Annotated in this window: 18 protein-coding genes and 1 pseudogene; 15 read left to right on the top strand and 4 right to left on the bottom strand. The window is 43.1% G+C overall.

Annotated elements, in window-relative coordinates:
* A partial coding sequence (locus ABIB39_RS23075) for an RHS repeat domain-containing protein (RefSeq protein WP_354432558.1) occupies window positions 1–3,276 on the top strand: 3,276 nt, incomplete at its 5' end.
* A gap of 5 nt (window positions 3,277–3,281) precedes the next feature.
* Complete coding sequence (locus ABIB39_RS23080; RefSeq protein ID WP_354432559.1) at window positions 3,282–4,145, top strand: leucine-rich repeat domain-containing protein; 864 nt, start codon at window positions 3,282–3,284, stop codon at window positions 4,143–4,145.
* Window positions 4,146–4,148: 3 nt separating this feature from the next.
* Here the strand turns inward: ABIB39_RS23080 and ABIB39_RS23085 are convergent, their stop codons facing one another.
* Both ABIB39_RS23085 and ABIB39_RS23090 read right to left on the bottom strand, forming a co-directional pair.
* Window positions 4,149–4,751: a hypothetical protein gene (locus ABIB39_RS23085; protein ID WP_354432560.1), complete on the bottom strand. Its 603-nt coding sequence runs from the start codon at window positions 4,749–4,751 to the stop codon at window positions 4,149–4,151.
* Between the two features lie 7 nt (window positions 4,752–4,758).
* A complete protein-coding gene (locus tag ABIB39_RS23090) occupies window positions 4,759–5,091 on the bottom strand; it encodes a helix-turn-helix domain-containing protein (RefSeq protein ID WP_354432561.1) in 333 nt (110 codons plus the stop codon).
* 147 nt (window positions 5,092–5,238) lie between these two features.
* On the opposite strand from ABIB39_RS23090, the gene ABIB39_RS23095 reads away from it, so the two are divergent.
* The 8 genes and pseudogenes from ABIB39_RS23095 (at window position 5,239) to ABIB39_RS23130 (ending at window position 11,997) form a co-directional block, all read left to right on the top strand.
* Window positions 5,239–6,873, top strand: a complete 1,635-nt coding sequence (locus ABIB39_RS23095; protein WP_354432562.1) for an MTBMA_p00010-related P-loop-containing protein — start codon at window positions 5,239–5,241, stop codon at window positions 6,871–6,873.
* Window positions 6,874–6,932: 59 nt separating this feature from the next.
* Complete coding sequence (locus ABIB39_RS23100) at window positions 6,933–7,814, top strand: tyrosine-type recombinase/integrase (protein WP_354432563.1); 882 nt, start codon at window positions 6,933–6,935, stop codon at window positions 7,812–7,814.
* Window positions 7,801–8,667, top strand: coding sequence for a tyrosine-type recombinase/integrase (locus ABIB39_RS23105; RefSeq protein ID WP_354432564.1), 867 nt, complete (start codon window positions 7,801–7,803; stop codon window positions 8,665–8,667). Before ABIB39_RS23100 ends, ABIB39_RS23105 begins: the two co-directional genes overlap by 14 nt.
* Before the next feature lie 31 nt (window positions 8,668–8,698).
* Window positions 8,699–9,238, top strand: coding sequence for an ORF6N domain-containing protein (locus ABIB39_RS23110; RefSeq protein WP_354432565.1), 540 nt, complete (start codon window positions 8,699–8,701; stop codon window positions 9,236–9,238).
* An 829-nt stretch (window positions 9,239–10,067) separates the two neighbouring features.
* Window positions 10,068–10,388 (top strand): hypothetical protein, encoded by a 321-nt coding sequence (locus tag ABIB39_RS23115; protein WP_354432566.1) that lies wholly within the window; start codon window positions 10,068–10,070, stop codon window positions 10,386–10,388.
* Window positions 10,385–10,435, top strand: a pseudogene (locus ABIB39_RS23120) (hypothetical protein); the annotation flags it as partial. The gene ABIB39_RS23115 and the pseudogene ABIB39_RS23120, both read left to right, overlap by 4 nt.
* Before the next feature lie 33 nt (window positions 10,436–10,468).
* Window positions 10,469–11,128, top strand: coding sequence for a hypothetical protein (locus tag ABIB39_RS23125; protein ID WP_354432568.1), 660 nt, complete (start codon window positions 10,469–10,471; stop codon window positions 11,126–11,128).
* A gap of 5 nt (window positions 11,129–11,133) precedes the next feature.
* A complete protein-coding gene (locus ABIB39_RS23130) occupies window positions 11,134–11,997 on the top strand; it encodes a leucine-rich repeat domain-containing protein (protein WP_354432559.1) in 864 nt (287 codons plus the stop codon).
* Between the two features lie 3 nt (window positions 11,998–12,000).
* Here the strand turns inward: ABIB39_RS23130 and ABIB39_RS23135 are convergent, their stop codons facing one another.
* Together ABIB39_RS23135 and ABIB39_RS23140 are read right to left on the bottom strand one after the other, a co-directional pair.
* Complete coding sequence (locus tag ABIB39_RS23135) at window positions 12,001–12,603, bottom strand: hypothetical protein (protein WP_354432560.1); 603 nt, start codon at window positions 12,601–12,603, stop codon at window positions 12,001–12,003.
* A 7-nt stretch (window positions 12,604–12,610) separates the two neighbouring features.
* A complete protein-coding gene (locus ABIB39_RS23140) occupies window positions 12,611–12,943 on the bottom strand; it encodes a helix-turn-helix domain-containing protein (protein WP_354432561.1) in 333 nt (110 codons plus the stop codon).
* A gap of 147 nt (window positions 12,944–13,090) precedes the next feature.
* Between ABIB39_RS23140 and ABIB39_RS23145 the strand changes: the two genes are divergently transcribed.
* The 5 genes from ABIB39_RS23145 to ABIB39_RS23165 form a co-directional block, all read left to right on the top strand.
* Complete coding sequence (locus ABIB39_RS23145) at window positions 13,091–14,725, top strand: MTBMA_p00010-related P-loop-containing protein (RefSeq protein WP_354432562.1); 1,635 nt, start codon at window positions 13,091–13,093, stop codon at window positions 14,723–14,725.
* A 59-nt stretch (window positions 14,726–14,784) separates the two neighbouring features.
* The gene (locus tag ABIB39_RS23150; protein ID WP_354432563.1) at window positions 14,785–15,666 is read left to right on the top strand and encodes a tyrosine-type recombinase/integrase; all 882 of its coding nucleotides are present in this window, start codon (window positions 14,785–14,787) and stop codon (window positions 15,664–15,666) included.
* Window positions 15,653–16,519 carry a tyrosine-type recombinase/integrase gene (locus ABIB39_RS23155; RefSeq protein WP_354432564.1) on the top strand — a complete coding sequence of 289 codons (867 nt, stop codon included), beginning with the start codon at window positions 15,653–15,655 and terminating at the stop codon, window positions 16,517–16,519. The genes ABIB39_RS23150 and ABIB39_RS23155 overlap by 14 nt, the downstream gene beginning before the upstream one ends.
* 31 nt (window positions 16,520–16,550) lie before the next feature.
* On the top strand, window positions 16,551–17,090 hold the full coding sequence (locus ABIB39_RS23160; RefSeq protein WP_354432565.1) for an ORF6N domain-containing protein: 540 nt from the start codon (window positions 16,551–16,553) through the stop codon (window positions 17,088–17,090).
* A gap of 829 nt (window positions 17,091–17,919) precedes the next feature.
* Window positions 17,920–18,217 (top strand): hypothetical protein (locus ABIB39_RS23165; RefSeq protein WP_354432567.1); only part of this gene is annotated, 298 nt, incomplete at its 3' end.

Raw genomic sequence — 18,217 nt, forward strand, 5'->3', positions numbered from 1 at the left:
AATACGACCAACAATGGCGCCTATCGCATAGATGCGCTGACGCCGGGTGCCGGTGTGTTTTATTATTATAATCCATCAGCAGGAAACACAAATCCGCAGCAAACAAACGGGGTGGTGCGGACGGCCTATCCTTATGCAAAAACAGGCTTTGAGCCTTCACCGCTGAACAGGTTAGTCGAGCAGGGGGCAGCAGGTTCCGCCTGGCAGTTCACAGGGGACGGCGATGCAAACAGCAACAACCATACGGCACGTGTGGCCTACTCGACCAATGACCAAGCCGGCCTGGCCTCTGCGACGATCTCATCCACTAATCTGGGGAGCCATACGGTGGCTTTATATACAGCGGAGATCCAGACCAATGGCAGCCGTAAGCTGGCCAGGGCAAGTAACACCGCCACCTATGCTCCCGGGCAATTGTATCTGAGCATATCAAGGGACGAAAACTGGCAACCGGCGGACGGCTGCTTGGGGACAACGGAAGAATATAAGGACAAAGAAGGACATGTGTTGCTGAAAAGGACGTATAATAAACTAACAGCAACGACTTTTGAGGTACTCAGTACCTATTATGTTTACGATGACCTGGGCTACCTGTGTTTTGTGCTGCCTCCGGGAGCATCTCCGGATAATAATGCGGCAATCAGCCAAGCGACAAGAGATAACTTTTGTTACCAGTACAGGTACGATGGCCGGGGCAGGATGACAGAGAAGAAGCTTCCGGGCAAAGGCTGGGAGTATACACTCTATAATACGCTGGACCAGGTAGTGGGTATGCAGGATTCGGTTCAGCGGATGAAATCTCCGCAGGAATGGACGGTTATGAAGTATGATGGTTTGGGCAGGATAATTCTTTCTGGTATTTGGCAGCATACCGGCAGCACCCCGGGTACCCTTAACCGTGCAGCGGTTCAAAGCACCAAGGTTGATATCGTGACGACCCTTTGGGAAACACGGGTAACAACAGGCTCGGGTTATACAAGTGTAAGCTGGCCTGCTACGGATATGACCGCTTTGCAGATCAACTATTATGACAATTATACGGAGATCCCAGGGGGGGTGCCTACGCGTTATGTAAGCACGTCCTACTCCAGCCGTACTGCTGGGTTGCTGACGGCCAGCAAAACGAATGTATTAGGCAGTTCGGATATGCTTTGGACGGTGAATTATTATGATGAAGAAGGAAGAGTCGGGCTTAGTTATGCGCAGCATTATCTTGGCGGAACAGCGGCTTTGAACGTAAATAATTACGATAGTTACACGACTACGTACAACTTCAATAATCAACCGGAATCCGTTACCCGGCGGCATTATGTAAAAAATGCGGCAGGGAACAGCATCGTACTGATGCTTACGGTGTATGATACCTATAAATATGACCACAAAGGGCGGAAGCTAAAGCACTCACAGCAACTGCGTGACGCCAGTAATACCACCCAGGCAAAAGTGGACCTGAACGCGATGGTATATAATGAGATAGGCCAGGTGGTCAAAAAGCAGCTGCATGCGCTGAGTCCGTCCACCAATTACCTGCAGACGATCGATTACCGGTACAATGAGCGGGGCTGGCTGACCAATATCAATAACGGATCGTTAAGTAATGATGCAAACTACACGAACGGCGATGATAGTGACCGTTTCGGGATGAGCCTGCAATATCAGCAAACAACTACCAGCCGTCCCCAGTATAACGGCAATATCTCAACGATCACCTGGCGCCAGGGCCAGATGGATGTGGTTACCCCTTCAAGACAATCTTATGATTATGGCTATGACCGGTTGAACCGGTTGACCGACGCGGTATCCACGACAAGCACTCCGAAAGAAGGTTATTATAACGAACACCTGGTTTACGACCAGATGGGCAATATCAGTCGTCTGGGGCGGTACGAAAAGGTGAACACCAACGTGAGGGTACAGATCGATTCACTGGCTTATACTTATACAGGCAACCAGGTTACCCGAATAGATGATGGGGCACCGGTCTACGCAGCCTCGGGTTTCCAGGACGCGGTCAAAATCCCTGTTGAATATACCTATGATGGGAATGGCAATATGCTGAAGGACCTGAACAAGCAGATCAGCGCGATAGGATATAACATGCTTAATCTGCCTCAATCTATGACCATCCCGTCGGGCACGATCACTTATACCTATGATGCCTCGGGGGGCAAGCTAAAAAAGGTATCGGGCAGCAATACCACGGAATATATAGAGGGCATTCAGTACCTGAACGGGGTGATCGACTTTGTAGCTACGGAAGAGGGCAGGGCGAGAAAGAGCGGAAGTGTGTATATGTATGAGTATGATTTGAAAGACCATTTGGGCAATACGCGAAGTACGCTGACCTGGGATCCTGCTGACGCGACGCAGCAAACGGCGAAAGTACTACAGCAAAACGATTATTACGCTTTCGGGATGTCGATCAAGACCCGTGAACGCGTTTCAAGTCCGAAAAATCAGTATCTTTATAACGGGAAGGAATTGCAGGACGAAACAGGTCAGTACGATTATGGTGCGAGGTTCTATGACCCGATGATAGCGAGATGGACGAGTGTGGATCCGTTGGCGGAACAAGGCAGGCGTTGGAGTCCTTATAGTTATGCGTTTAGCGATCCGATGCGCTTTACTGACCCGGATGGTATGTGGCCGGACTGTAAAACTTGCGATTTATTTATTGGCTATGCGGCCGCGGTAGTTGATAATAATACAGGGGGATTACTTCCAGTACGACAACTTGCAGGTCATTTAGTAAGCGATGCAAAGTCGTTTAATAGAGGGCAGGATGCTGGTGATATAGCAAGTGTTATTCAAGGTGGTGCAGAAGTAAATGGAGGAAGTGCTACAGCTTCGGCTGCGTTGACAGTTACAGCAGGTTCAGGCGGTTTAACTGCTGAAGTATCTTTACCTGTAGCAGCTGTAGGTGGTTTGGTAGCGGTTCACGGTGCTATAACGGGCGCACATGGCGCGTATAGTCTTGCATCTCAAAAAGGCAGGTTAAAAGAAACAGGTTCCTACACTAACACTCATGAGAGCGGTAAAACCTATAGTGGAAAAGGCGGTAAAAAGCGATCCCAGCAATCAGGTGAAAGGGTTGCAAAAGAAAATGATGATCCTCATGTTGCTACAGACCATTCATCGGCGGATAATGATCGACAAGCCTTTAAAGATGAAGATACTCGTATAGAAAATAATGGCGGGCATGGAAACACCGATAAGAATTATAATCAGAGGGCATCGCCAGGTAAAAAATATAAAACCCAGGATGGTGGTCAATAAAATGTATGGCTTTAATTGTTATTGATGGACTTAAGGTATATGATAATCTTAAGGGAGAGGCAAAGGATATCATAATAGAATCAAATCGAATAAATGAAGGGATGCAGCTTTTTTATAAAAAGAAACTGCATGGAGTCGCAATATCCCCTGTTCACGGGTATAATCGTAATGAGGTGGATTTTCTTAAAGATTATCCCCTCATTAAACATATTTCGATATCTGGTATCTCTAACGTAGACGGTATTTATGCGCTAAAGGATTTGGAGTCTTTATATATATCAGGAGAAAAACTTAAGATTGACTTTGAGGCTTTTCCAAATCTTAAAAAGCTAATAATTGATTGGAGTCCTTTTCTTTTAAATATAGATCAATGCAGTAGGCTAGAAACTTTGTCTTTTTATAAATATAAGCCATTAAGTAAAGATGTGAGCCTATTGTCTAATATTAATTGGCTTAAGTCATTAACGATAACACAATCTCCTATTAACTCATTAAAGGGATTAGAACGATTTGCGCAATTAGAAAAAATCGAACTTAATTATTGCAGTAAGCTGCATGAGTTATGTTGTTTAGAAGGATGTAAAGAAACATTAACAACCTTATTATTAAATCATTGCAAGTCTATACAAAACTATGACTATGCAAGGGGATTGAAAAATGTTAATGTACTTGCTTATAACAATTGCGGAAATATACCATCAATAAAATTCATCGAAAAAATGCCTTCTTTAAAAGACTTTAGGTTTGTAGGTACGGATGTAACAGATGGTGATATAAGTCCTTGTATAGGCTTAAACTATGCCGGTTTTTTTAATAAAAAACATTATTCGCATACATCAGAGCAAATAAGCAGTCTTTCTAAAACTTAAATGTTAAGGCTTCGACTTTTTCCATTTAATGTATTGAGGAAGTTTGGTAAGCTCAATCAGTTCTTCTCTATTAGAAATCGAAGATAGGCTTTCTATCTCCATATAGCCAATATCCAATGCATTTGACTTTTCTCCAACAAGATTATCAAGAACTAAATATGTGGCAGTTAAAAAATCTTCTTTATTACTTGAGGTGTAATTGTCAATATATATTCTTAAGCCAATTCGTTTAAGATCATTGTTATTAAGAGGGATAAAATACATCGTTTTAGGATCCAGTTTAATGTTATTATATTCAGTAATATAATCTTCTCTAACTGGTTTAAAAGCTAGTATATTCCAATACTCTAATTGAGGGGCTTTTTTTACAAGAGTTTCAACCTCATCAAAAAAATCTGTATCGCCCTCAGCTGTAATAATCAAATCCTGCTTTTCATTTGGATGACCACCTACTTCGAAAAATAACTGATCGCAGTATTCGTGTAAATGAGAAAGAAAATCATCTAATAATCGTTCTTTCTCATTGCCATCATTTATCTGATTAAGAAAAAAATACTTGGCTTCATTCTCTTTAAACCAATCCCAGAATTGTTGTTCTTTAGTCATGGGGATGTTAATGCGCGTAAGCTTTTTTAGCTTTAAAATCACGGATTAGGGCATCGACTACCATAAAGACCTGTTTTTTATCTTCATCAGGCAGAGCGGTAACTTCACGAATGCGGTTGAGTGTTAAGCTGTCCAGTTCAAGGTCAGTCTTACCAACAAGAAAATCCAAAGAAACTTCCAGGGCATCGGCCATACGTATAACCACCTCGATAGAAGGTTTAACTTCGTCTCGTTCATACCTTCCGATAATATCGCCGGATGTTTCCACACGCTTGCCCAAATCAGCTTGGGAAATCCCTTTTTTCTTACGTAATGCCGTTATCTGCTGCCCTAAAGTCATACTGAAAAGTAGTTAAACTGCTATCAAATTTAACAGTTAAACAAAAATAAGTGATATAAATAGCATATCAAAGTAAGATAAGTCTTGTTTAATTCTGATATATCTTTTAGTTTTGTGATAAATAAGTCGTAAAAACTTTTTTTCAACATGGCGAAACTAATAACTGAAAACGCGGAACTATTGATCTACCTGGACGGCAAACTGCACATAACCATCTTAGGAGGCATTAAGTTAACCGGCTTAGACCGGATGAAAGTAACGTTAAAGCTGATTAGAACAGACAATAAAAACAACGCATTCCGCCATAACCTCGACCTGTACAATAGCATCCAGGCAGAGCAACTGATCGAGAAATCAGCCGAAGCCCTGGACGTAAGCACAACAGAAATTAGCACAGCTATCAGCCAGCTAACGACTGCCTTAGAAAACTACCGGGCGGAACGCCTGGAAGCGATGAAGCCCAAACAAGCTGAAAAGAAACAGCTAACCGAAGCGGAACGCAAAGCGGCTATCCAGTATCTTAAATCAGAAAACTTGTTGACCCGGACAAAAGAGGCTATTGCCCAAAGCGGTTTGATCGGCGAAGAAACCAACAGCCTAATCGCCTACTTGACCTATACCAGCCGGAAACGGCATACGCCGCTGCACCTGATGTGCCTGGGTGCCAGCGGCACGGGCAAGACCTGGCTACAGGAAAAAGTAAGCGAACTGATGCCTGAAGAAGACAAACTGGAAATCACCACCCTTTCGATGAACGCTTTTTACTACTTCGGCAAGGAAGAACTGAAACATAAATTACTGCTCATTGAAGATATGGACGGTGCAGAAGCGGTATTGTACCCGCTGCGCGAACTGCAAAGCAAGCGTAAAATATCCAAAACGGTAACGCTGAAAGACAGCAAAGGCAACCTGAAAACCGTAACCTTAAATGTCGAGGGCCCGGTTTGTATATCAGGCTGCACCACCAGGGAAGCTTTATATGAGGACAATGCGAACCGCTGCATATTGCTTTACATGGACAACAGCCCGGAGCAGGATAAAAAGATCATGGACTATCAAAGAAAACTAAGCGCCGGGCTGATCGACCAGTACGAAGAAAGAAAAGTGCGGGAAGCTTTGAAAAACGTGCAGCGCATCTTAAAACCGGTCAGCGTTAAAAATCCCTATGCTACCTACCTTAACCTGCCGGAGGCTGTTTTTAAGCCGAGGCGGACAATGCTGCTGCTGCTAATGTTCACCGAAACGATCACGTATTACCACCAGTACCAACGGGAACTGAAAACGGACGAAGATACCGGGGAGCAGTATATTGAAAGCACGGTAGCCGACATAGAAGCCGCTTTTACGCTATTGGAAACCACGCTGTTAAAGAAGAGCGACGAACTGAATGATGCCTGCCGGAACTTCTTTGAGGGGTTAAAAACCTACCTGAAAGAACAGGACACCGAGGCTTTTTACAGTAAAGAGGTGCGCAGCGCATTCCGGCTAAGCCCGAGCAGTTTAGGGCGTTACCTGTATGAACTGGAACGGATGGGCTATATCAAGATCATTAGGGGCAACCGCTATAAAGGCTTTGAGTACAAAATACAGAACTGGAATGACTTGGAAACCTTGACCAATGATGCCCAAAGCATGGTTAAAATGATACTGGAAAATATAAAAACAGTAACCCGTAACCCGGCAGTAACCCAGGCTACCGATGGGTTACCTAAAGTACAGAAGATCAACAAGAAACAGGCAGTAACCCATGAAAGTGAAAAAATAGCAGACCCCTTAAAATAAACTTAGCGCAGCGATCTCATGAGTGCCTATAAAAAAACAAATAACTCTTACGAATAACTATGCAAAATGACCTTTATATCCGTTTACAAGCAGGTTTCAGCGAGTGGCTGCGCATCTTAAACTTTGAGCTGACAAGCCAAAGGGACATGCCTAAAATGTTGGCCGAGTTCTTAAACTACCTGGAATTACACAACTGTAACCACCCGCACGAGATACAGGAAAGTCATTTGAAAAGCTATCTCAACCACCTGCATGAACGGCCATGCAAAACAAAAGCCGGTGCGATCAGCCTGAACTATATCCGCAAGCATTTACAGGTTATCAAAAAGTTCAGCAGGTACTTAACAGAAAGCGGCCAGGAAAGCTTTACGGTGAAACTTCGCATCAAAGGCAAGGCCAGTAATGTTAAAAGTATATTAAACAGCGAAGAAATAAGCAGGTTGTACGATGCGGTTAAAAATGATGCTTTAGGGATGCGGGACAAAGCCATGCTGGCTTTATATTACGGTTGTGGACTGCGTAAAAATGAGGGTGTCAATATCAATATCCGGGACATTCTGATCGAAAAAGACCTGGTCTATGTGCGGAAAGGAAAAGGCCATAAGGAGCGTTATGTGCCGCTTGCAGGGAGCAATAAAACCGACCTGGACAACTATATCCAGTACGCCCGGCCTTACCTGTCGAGTGCAAAAAAAGATGATGCCTTATTGTTAAATATCAACGGTAAAAGATTGAGCGGTGCCACAGCCTATGAGCGTTTACAAAAACTAAGAACCGAAGCCAGGCTAAAAAAAGCAGTAGGGCTACATACCCTGCGCCATAGTATAGCCAGTCATTTACTGCATTCGGGAATGAAGTTAGAACAGATCCAACGGTTCTTAGGCCATAGCAGTTTAGAAAGCACACAGATCTATACCCACTTAAAACATGAGCAAGTTTGAGGAATACTTACAGGAAACGGGCTTTAAATCACAAACGGTTTACCAGCACCGTAAATATGCAAGCTGCTTTTTAGCCTGGATAGCCGAACAGAGTTTGGCCTTAGAACAGCTTACCTACACCGAAATACTGGACTTTGCAGACCACTTAAAAAAGGACAATAAAAATATCAACCTCATCAACCGAATGATGTTAGCGGTAAGATATTACTTTACCTACCTGCAAAATGAACATCAGATCAGTTACAACCCGGCAGCAGGGATCAGCCTGAAAGGTGAAACCAGGAGCATACCCCACGACTTGTTAGAAAAAGCAGAACTGGAATACCTGTATGAAAACTACGAAATCAAAGATGAACGTACCCACCGCAATAAAGTGATCATTGGCTTATTGGTTTACCAGGCATTAACGAGAGAGGAACTGGAAACCATCAGTCCGGAGCATTTGAAATTGAGAGAGGGTAAAATAAACGTACCAAAAACAGGTAAGCAAAACGACAGGATATTACCTTTACAACCCCATCAAATCTTAGACCTGCAGGAATATATCTTACTGATAAGGCCAAAGCTTCAAAGTAAATCCCAACATCTTTTTACAGGCAGAAATGACATTGAAAATCTAAAAAATAGTCTTTTACACTTAAACCATGCCCTTAGAAAAATCAACCCTAAATACAAACATGCGGTGCAGATCAGGCAAAGTGTTATTACGGAATGGTTAAAAGAAAAAGACCTGCGGACGGTTCAGTATATGGCCGGGCATCGTTATGTAAGCAGTACGGAACGTTACCAAAGTAGTAACCTGGAAGACCTGAAAGAGGCACTTTCCAAACACCATCCATTAAGATTACAATAGAAAAATACCAGGAATAAAATATATTTGTAGCATGAGTAAACAGGTAGTTGTAACCATACCGGATGAAGTAGTAATGAGTAAGATATATCTTGTCCGGGACGAGAAAGTAATGCTGGACAGAGACCTTGCAGAACTGTATGGTGTTAAGGCTATCAGATTAAGGGAGCAGGTTAAGCGTAACCAGGTAAGGTTCCCGGAGAAGTTCATGTTTCAACTAACAGAACAAGAGGTAGAGGACATGGTATCGCAAAATGCGATACCATCAAAGCAAGTCTTAGGTGGTTCATTACCTTATGTATTTACAGAATATGGCGTATTAATGTTAGCCAATGTATTAAAGAGTGAAAGAGCAATACAAATGAGCATACGCATAATTGAGTTGTTTGTCAAGCTTAGGGAGTTACTGCTACTGCATAAGGATGTACAGCTATTGATTGAACAGGTAGAAAAGAAGCTGATCAAACAAGACCAAAAGATAGAATTGCTTTTTACTTACCTGAATAAATTCATGGAGAAAGAAGAAAAACCACGTACCCCGATAGGCTATAAAATACATCCCGAAAAAGAATAACCACGTAGAAGCTCAATCCACTCCAGTAAGTACAAGCAGGAAAAGCGGTATTCGTCATCACTCGTCAGCGCAAAAACCACGCCCTCATTCGTACCTCATTCCGTCATGCTTTCCGCCTTTCTCGTTCTTCCTCATGGTCGGCTATCCCTGTCCAGTCCCCGACTGGTAGACGCGTGGCCAGTCCAGCCGCCGCCCCTTGTTTGGCTCGCCTGCCGGCTCGGCAACCGCCCGCTGATAGAAGCGGGACTGGCGGCCGGTCGCCCTTTCGGGACTTTCCCCGGCCGGGTTGCCTCACACTCGCATTCGGCTTCGCAAGGAAAAAAAGAACAGAAGCAGGGCGCATAATCCCCCCGCACGTGGAGGCCGTTTGTTTATTTGGGGGCAATCTTCCAATGCCCCCAAACCACCGTTGGATCGTTTACGTGCCGGATGCAAGCCGCACAAATCCACCCACAACCCACGCTTACCTCCAGCCCGTACACGTCCGGCCTTCTCAGGCTTAAAATATTGACTTCGTAATATTAGCAAGATGTACGTTTGTCTGACAAACGGATCTTGCGGCCAGGCCGGAAAAATGCTTTTTGGCATTTAGCAAGATAAACGATTGTATGACAATCGATCTTGCCCCGATGCTCCGAAGTCGCCGGGGAACTGCTAAAAGATCTTTGCAACCACCGGGCGCAAAGGCAAGTTTGCCACGGCTGGCCGTGGTAGTTTTTGTGGACACAAAAACACAAACTTGCTCCTTATCCGCATACCCGGCTATCTAAAAAAAATAAGGGCATAGGAGTTCAGGTGATCTTCTGTTAAGCAACCAAGAGCGGGAGAAGTGGGAGCTGTCAAGGGAACGTGGAATAAATGGGTGGTGCGTGAAAGGCTGGTGGGTTTATGCCGCGAAAGTCACTTTACTGCTTTCACTTCGGAGGCTACCTTTGCGGTAACAGATGATCAGCTTAATCATACCATCAGTCACCAACCTCTCCGAAAAAACCAACGCACCCACGGCCTTGCAAAAGCAAAACTAACCCTTATCTTTACCTTAACGAACGTTCTTTATAACGCCCAAAAAGCGCAAACCGAAAACCTGGAAAACAGTAAAAAAAGTGTGGTAGCCAATACGATTATGGTGCGAGGTTCTATGACCCGATGATAGCGAGATGGACGAGTGTGGATCCGTTGGCGGAACAAGGCAGGCGTTGGAGTCCTTATAGTTATGCGTTTAGCGATCCGATGCGCTTTACTGACCCGGATGGTATGTGGCCGGACTGTAAAACTTGCGATTTATTTATTGGCTATGCGGCCGCGGTAGTTGATAATAATACAGGGGGATTACTTCCAGTACGACAACTTGCAGGTCATTTAGTAAGCGATGCAAAGTCGTTTAATAGAGGGCAGGATGCTGGTGATATAGCAAGTGTTATTCAAGGTGGTGCAGAAGTAAATGGAGGAAGTGCTACAGCTTCGGCTGCGTTGACAGTTACAGCAGGTTCAGGCGGTTTAACTGCTGAAGTATCTTTACCTGTAGCAGCTGTAGGTGGTTTGGTAGCGGTTCACGGTGCTATAACGGGCGCACATGGCGCGTATAGTCTTGCATCTCAAAAAGGCAGGTTAAAAGAAACAGGTTCCTACACTAACACTCATGAGAGCGGTAAAACCTATAGTGGAAAAGGCGGTAAAAAGCGATCCCAGCAATCAGGTGAAAGGGTTGCAAAAGAAAATGATGATCCTCATGTTGCTACAGACCATTCATCGGCGGATAATGATCGACAAGCCTTTAAAGATGAAGATACTCGTATAGAAAATAATGGCGGGCATGGAAACACCGATAAGAATTATAATCAGAGGGCATCGCCAGGTAAAAAATATAAAACCCAGGATGGTGGTCAATAAAATGTATGGCTTTAATTGTTATTGATGGACTTAAGGTATATGATAATCTTAAGGGAGAGGCAAAGGATATCATAATAGAATCAAATCGAATAAATGAAGGGATGCAGCTTTTTTATAAAAAGAAACTGCATGGAGTCGCAATATCCCCTGTTCACGGGTATAATCGTAATGAGGTGGATTTTCTTAAAGATTATCCCCTCATTAAACATATTTCGATATCTGGTATCTCTAACGTAGACGGTATTTATGCGCTAAAGGATTTGGAGTCTTTATATATATCAGGAGAAAAACTTAAGATTGACTTTGAGGCTTTTCCAAATCTTAAAAAGCTAATAATTGATTGGAGTCCTTTTCTTTTAAATATAGATCAATGCAGTAGGCTAGAAACTTTGTCTTTTTATAAATATAAGCCATTAAGTAAAGATGTGAGCCTATTGTCTAATATTAATTGGCTTAAGTCATTAACGATAACACAATCTCCTATTAACTCATTAAAGGGATTAGAACGATTTGCGCAATTAGAAAAAATCGAACTTAATTATTGCAGTAAGCTGCATGAGTTATGTTGTTTAGAAGGATGTAAAGAAACATTAACAACCTTATTATTAAATCATTGCAAGTCTATACAAAACTATGACTATGCAAGGGGATTGAAAAATGTTAATGTACTTGCTTATAACAATTGCGGAAATATACCATCAATAAAATTCATCGAAAAAATGCCTTCTTTAAAAGACTTTAGGTTTGTAGGTACGGATGTAACAGATGGTGATATAAGTCCTTGTATAGGCTTAAACTATGCCGGTTTTTTTAATAAAAAACATTATTCGCATACATCAGAGCAAATAAGCAGTCTTTCTAAAACTTAAATGTTAAGGCTTCGACTTTTTCCATTTAATGTATTGAGGAAGTTTGGTAAGCTCAATCAGTTCTTCTCTATTAGAAATCGAAGATAGGCTTTCTATCTCCATATAGCCAATATCCAATGCATTTGACTTTTCTCCAACAAGATTATCAAGAACTAAATATGTGGCAGTTAAAAAATCTTCTTTATTACTTGAGGTGTAATTGTCAATATATATTCTTAAGCCAATTCGTTTAAGATCATTGTTATTAAGAGGGATAAAATACATCGTTTTAGGATCCAGTTTAATGTTATTATATTCAGTAATATAATCTTCTCTAACTGGTTTAAAAGCTAGTATATTCCAATACTCTAATTGAGGGGCTTTTTTTACAAGAGTTTCAACCTCATCAAAAAAATCTGTATCGCCCTCAGCTGTAATAATCAAATCCTGCTTTTCATTTGGATGACCACCTACTTCGAAAAATAACTGATCGCAGTATTCGTGTAAATGAGAAAGAAAATCATCTAATAATCGTTCTTTCTCATTGCCATCATTTATCTGATTAAGAAAAAAATACTTGGCTTCATTCTCTTTAAACCAATCCCAGAATTGTTGTTCTTTAGTCATGGGGATGTTAATGCGCGTAAGCTTTTTTAGCTTTAAAATCACGGATTAGGGCATCGACTACCATAAAGACCTGTTTTTTATCTTCATCAGGCAGAGCGGTAACTTCACGAATGCGGTTGAGTGTTAAGCTGTCCAGTTCAAGGTCAGTCTTACCAACAAGAAAATCCAAAGAAACTTCCAGGGCATCGGCCATACGTATAACCACCTCGATAGAAGGTTTAACTTCGTCTCGTTCATACCTTCCGATAATATCGCCGGATGTTTCCACACGCTTGCCCAAATCAGCTTGGGAAATCCCTTTTTTCTTACGTAATGCCGTTATCTGCTGCCCTAAAGTCATACTGAAAAGTAGTTAAACTGCTATCAAATTTAACAGTTAAACAAAAATAAGTGATATAAATAGCATATCAAAGTAAGATAAGTCTTGTTTAATTCTGATATATCTTTTAGTTTTGTGATAAATAAGTCGTAAAAACTTTTTTTCAACATGGCGAAACTAATAACTGAAAACGCGGAACTATTGATCTACCTGGACGGCAAACTGCACATAACCATCTTAGGAGGCATTAAGTTAACCGGCTTAGACCGGATGAAAGTAACGTTAAAGCTGATTAGAACAGACAATAAAAACAACGCATTCCGCCATAACCTCGACCTGTACAATAGCATCCAGGCAGAGCAACTGATCGAGAAATCAGCCGAAGCCCTGGACGTAAGCACAACAGAAATTAGCACAGCTATCAGCCAGCTAACGACTGCCTTAGAAAACTACCGGGCGGAACGCCTGGAAGCGATGAAGCCCAAACAAGCTGAAAAGAAACAGCTAACCGAAGCGGAACGCAAAGCGGCTATCCAGTATCTTAAATCAGAAAACTTGTTGACCCGGACAAAAGAGGCTATTGCCCAAAGCGGTTTGATCGGCGAAGAAACCAACAGCCTAATCGCCTACTTGACCTATACCAGCCGGAAACGGCATACGCCGCTGCACCTGATGTGCCTGGGTGCCAGCGGCACGGGCAAGACCTGGCTACAGGAAAAAGTAAGCGAACTGATGCCTGAAGAAGACAAACTGGAAATCACCACCCTTTCGATGAACGCTTTTTACTACTTCGGCAAGGAAGAACTGAAACATAAATTACTGCTCATTGAAGATATGGACGGTGCAGAAGCGGTATTGTACCCGCTGCGCGAACTGCAAAGCAAGCGTAAAATATCCAAAACGGTAACGCTGAAAGACAGCAAAGGCAACCTGAAAACCGTAACCTTAAATGTCGAGGGCCCGGTTTGTATATCAGGCTGCACCACCAGGGAAGCTTTATATGAGGACAATGCGAACCGCTGCATATTGCTTTACATGGACAACAGCCCGGAGCAGGATAAAAAGATCATGGACTATCAAAGAAAACTAAGCGCCGGGCTGATCGACCAGTACGAAGAAAGAAAAGTGCGGGAAGCTTTGAAAAACGTGCAGCGCATCTTAAAACCGGTCAGCGTTAAAAATCCCTATGCTACCTACCTTAACCTGCCGGAGGCTGTTTTTAAGCCGAGGCGGACAATGCTGCTGCTGCTAATGTTCACCGAAACGATCACGTATTACCACCAGTACCAACGGGAACTGAAAACGGACGAAGATACCGGGGAGCAGTATATTGAAAGCACGGTAGCCGACATAGAAGCCGCTTTTACGCTATTGGAAACCACGCTGTTAAAGAAGAGCGACGAACTGAATGATGCCTGCCGGAACTTCTTTGAGGGGTTAAAAACCTACCTGAAAGAACAGGACACCGAGGCTTTTTACAGTAAAGAGGTGCGCAGCGCATTCCGGCTAAGCCCGAGCAGTTTAGGGCGTTACCTGTATGAACTGGAACGGATGGGCTATATCAAGATCATTAGGGGCAACCGCTATAAAGGCTTTGAGTACAAAATACAGAACTGGAATGACTTGGAAACCTTGACCAATGATGCCCAAAGCATGGTTAAAATGATACTGGAAAATATAAAAACAGTAACCCGTAACCCGGCAGTAACCCAGGCTACCGATGGGTTACCTAAAGTACAGAAGATCAACAAGAAACAGGCAGTAACCCATGAAAGTGAAAAAATAGCAGACCCCTTAAAATAAACTTAGCGCAGCGATCTCATGAGTGCCTATAAAAAAACAAATAACTCTTACGAATAACTATGCAAAATGACCTTTATATCCGTTTACAAGCAGGTTTCAGCGAGTGGCTGCGCATCTTAAACTTTGAGCTGACAAGCCAAAGGGACATGCCTAAAATGTTGGCCGAGTTCTTAAACTACCTGGAATTACACAACTGTAACCACCCGCACGAGATACAGGAAAGTCATTTGAAAAGCTATCTCAACCACCTGCATGAACGGCCATGCAAAACAAAAGCCGGTGCGATCAGCCTGAACTATATCCGCAAGCATTTACAGGTTATCAAAAAGTTCAGCAGGTACTTAACAGAAAGCGGCCAGGAAAGCTTTACGGTGAAACTTCGCATCAAAGGCAAGGCCAGTAATGTTAAAAGTATATTAAACAGCGAAGAAATAAGCAGGTTGTACGATGCGGTTAAAAATGATGCTTTAGGGATGCGGGACAAAGCCATGCTGGCTTTATATTACGGTTGTGGACTGCGTAAAAATGAGGGTGTCAATATCAATATCCGGGACATTCTGATCGAAAAAGACCTGGTCTATGTGCGGAAAGGAAAAGGCCATAAGGAGCGTTATGTGCCGCTTGCAGGGAGCAATAAAACCGACCTGGACAACTATATCCAGTACGCCCGGCCTTACCTGTCGAGTGCAAAAAAAGATGATGCCTTATTGTTAAATATCAACGGTAAAAGATTGAGCGGTGCCACAGCCTATGAGCGTTTACAAAAACTAAGAACCGAAGCCAGGCTAAAAAAAGCAGTAGGGCTACATACCCTGCGCCATAGTATAGCCAGTCATTTACTGCATTCGGGAATGAAGTTAGAACAGATCCAACGGTTCTTAGGCCATAGCAGTTTAGAAAGCACACAGATCTATACCCACTTAAAACATGAGCAAGTTTGAGGAATACTTACAGGAAACGGGCTTTAAATCACAAACGGTTTACCAGCACCGTAAATATGCAAGCTGCTTTTTAGCCTGGATAGCCGAACAGAGTTTGGCCTTAGAACAGCTTACCTACACCGAAATACTGGACTTTGCAGACCACTTAAAAAAGGACAATAAAAATATCAACCTCATCAACCGAATGATGTTAGCGGTAAGATATTACTTTACCTACCTGCAAAATGAACATCAGATCAGTTACAACCCGGCAGCAGGGATCAGCCTGAAAGGTGAAACCAGGAGCATACCCCACGACTTGTTAGAAAAAGCAGAACTGGAATACCTGTATGAAAACTACGAAATCAAAGATGAACGTACCCACCGCAATAAAGTGATCATTGGCTTATTGGTTTACCAGGCATTAACGAGAGAGGAACTGGAAACCATCAGTCCGGAGCATTTGAAATTGAGAGAGGGTAAAATAAACGTACCAAAAACAGGTAAGCAAAACGACAGGATATTACCTTTACAACCCCATCAAATCTTAGACCTGCAGGAATATATCTTACTGATAAGGCCAAAGCTTCAAAGTAAATCCCAACATCTTTTTACAGGCAGAAATGACATTGAAAATCTAAAAAATAGTCTTTTACACTTAAACCATGCCCTTAGAAAAATCAACCCTAAATACAAACATGCGGTGCAGATCAGGCAAAGTGTTATTACGGAATGGTTAAAAGAAAAAGACCTGCGGACGGTTCAGTATATGGCCGGGCATCGTTATGTAAGCAGTACGGAACGTTACCAAAGTAGTAACCTGGAAGACCTGAAAGAGGCACTTTCCAAACACCATCCATTAAGATTACAATAGAAAAATACCAGGAATAAAATATATTTGTAGCATGAGTAAACAGGTAGTTGTAACCATACCGGATGAAGTAGTAATGAGTAAGATATATCTTGTCCGGGACGAGAAAGTAATGCTGGACAGAGACCTTGCAGAACTGTATGGTGTTAAGGCTATCAGATTAAGGGAGCAGGTTAAGCGTAACCAGGTAAGGTTCCCGGAGAAGTTCATGTTTCAACTAACAGAACAAGAGGTAGAGGACATGGTATCGCAAAATGCGATACCATCAAAGCAAGTCTTAGGTGGTTCATTACCTTATGTATTTACAGAATATGGCGTATTAATGTTAGCCAATGTATTAAAGAGTGAAAGAGCAATACAAATGAGCATACGCATAATTGAGTTGTTTGTCAAGCTTAGGGAGTTACTGCTACTGCATAAGGATGTACAGCTATTGATTGAACAGGTAGAAAAGAAGCTGATCAAACAAGACCAAAAGATAGAATTGCTTTTTACTTACCTGAATAAATTCATGGAGAAAGAAGAAAAACCACGTACCCCGATAGGCTATAAAATACATCCCGAAAAAGAATAACCACGTAGAAGCTCAATCCACTCCAGTAAGTACAAGCAGGAAAAGCGGTATTCGTCATCACTCGTCAGCGCAAAAACCACGCCCTCATTCGTACCTCATTCCGTCATGCTTTCCGCCTTTCTCGTTCTTCCTCATGGTCGGCTATCCCTGTCCAGTCCCCGACTGGTAGACGCGTGGCCAGTCCAGCCGCCGCCCCTTGTTTGGCTCGCCTGCCGGCTCGGCAACCGCCCGCTGATAGAAGCGGGACTGGCGGCCGGTCGCCCTTTCGGGACTTTCCCCGGCCGGGTTGCCTCACACTCGCATTCGGCTTCGCAAGGAAAAAAAGAACAGAAGCAGGGCGCATAATCCCCCCGCACGTGGAGGCCGTTTGTTTAATTGGGGGCAATCTTCCAATGCCCCCAAACCCCCGTTGGATCGTTTACGTGCCGGATGCAAGCCGCACAAATCCACCCACAACCCACGCTTACATCCAGCCCGAAAACGTCCGGCCTTCTCAGGCTTAAAATATTGACTTCGTAATATTAGCAAGATGTACGTTTGTCTGACAAACGGATCTTGCGGCCAGGCCGGAAAAATGCTTTTTGGCATTTAGCAAGATAAACGATTGTATGACAATCGATCTTGCCCCGATGCTCCGAAGTCGCCGGGGAACTGCTAAAAGATCTTTGCAACCACCGGGCGCAAAGGCAAGTTTGCCACGGCTGGCCGTGGTAGTTTTTGTGGACACAAAAACACAAACTTGCTCCTTATCCGCATACCCGGCTATCTAAAAAAAATAAGGGCATAGGAGTTCAGGTGATCTTCTGTTAAGCAACCAAGAGCGGGAGAAGTGGGAGCTGTCAAGGGAACGTGGAATAAATGGGTGGTGCGTGAAAGGCTGGTGGGTTTATGCCGCGAAAGTCACTTTACTGCTTTCACTTCGGAGGCTACCTTTGCGGTAACAGATGATCAGCTTAATCATACCATCAGTCACCAACCTCTCCGAAAAAACCAACGCACCCACGGCCTTGCAAAAGCAAAACTAACCCTTATCTTTACCTTAACGAACGTTCTTTATAACGCCCAAAAAGCGCAAACCGAAAACCTGGAAAACAGTAAAAAAAGTGTGGTAGCCAATACGATTATGG

This window comes from Mucilaginibacter sp. UYP27 (assembly GCF_040547175.1).
Classification (GTDB): domain Bacteria; phylum Bacteroidota; class Bacteroidia; order Sphingobacteriales; family Sphingobacteriaceae; genus Mucilaginibacter.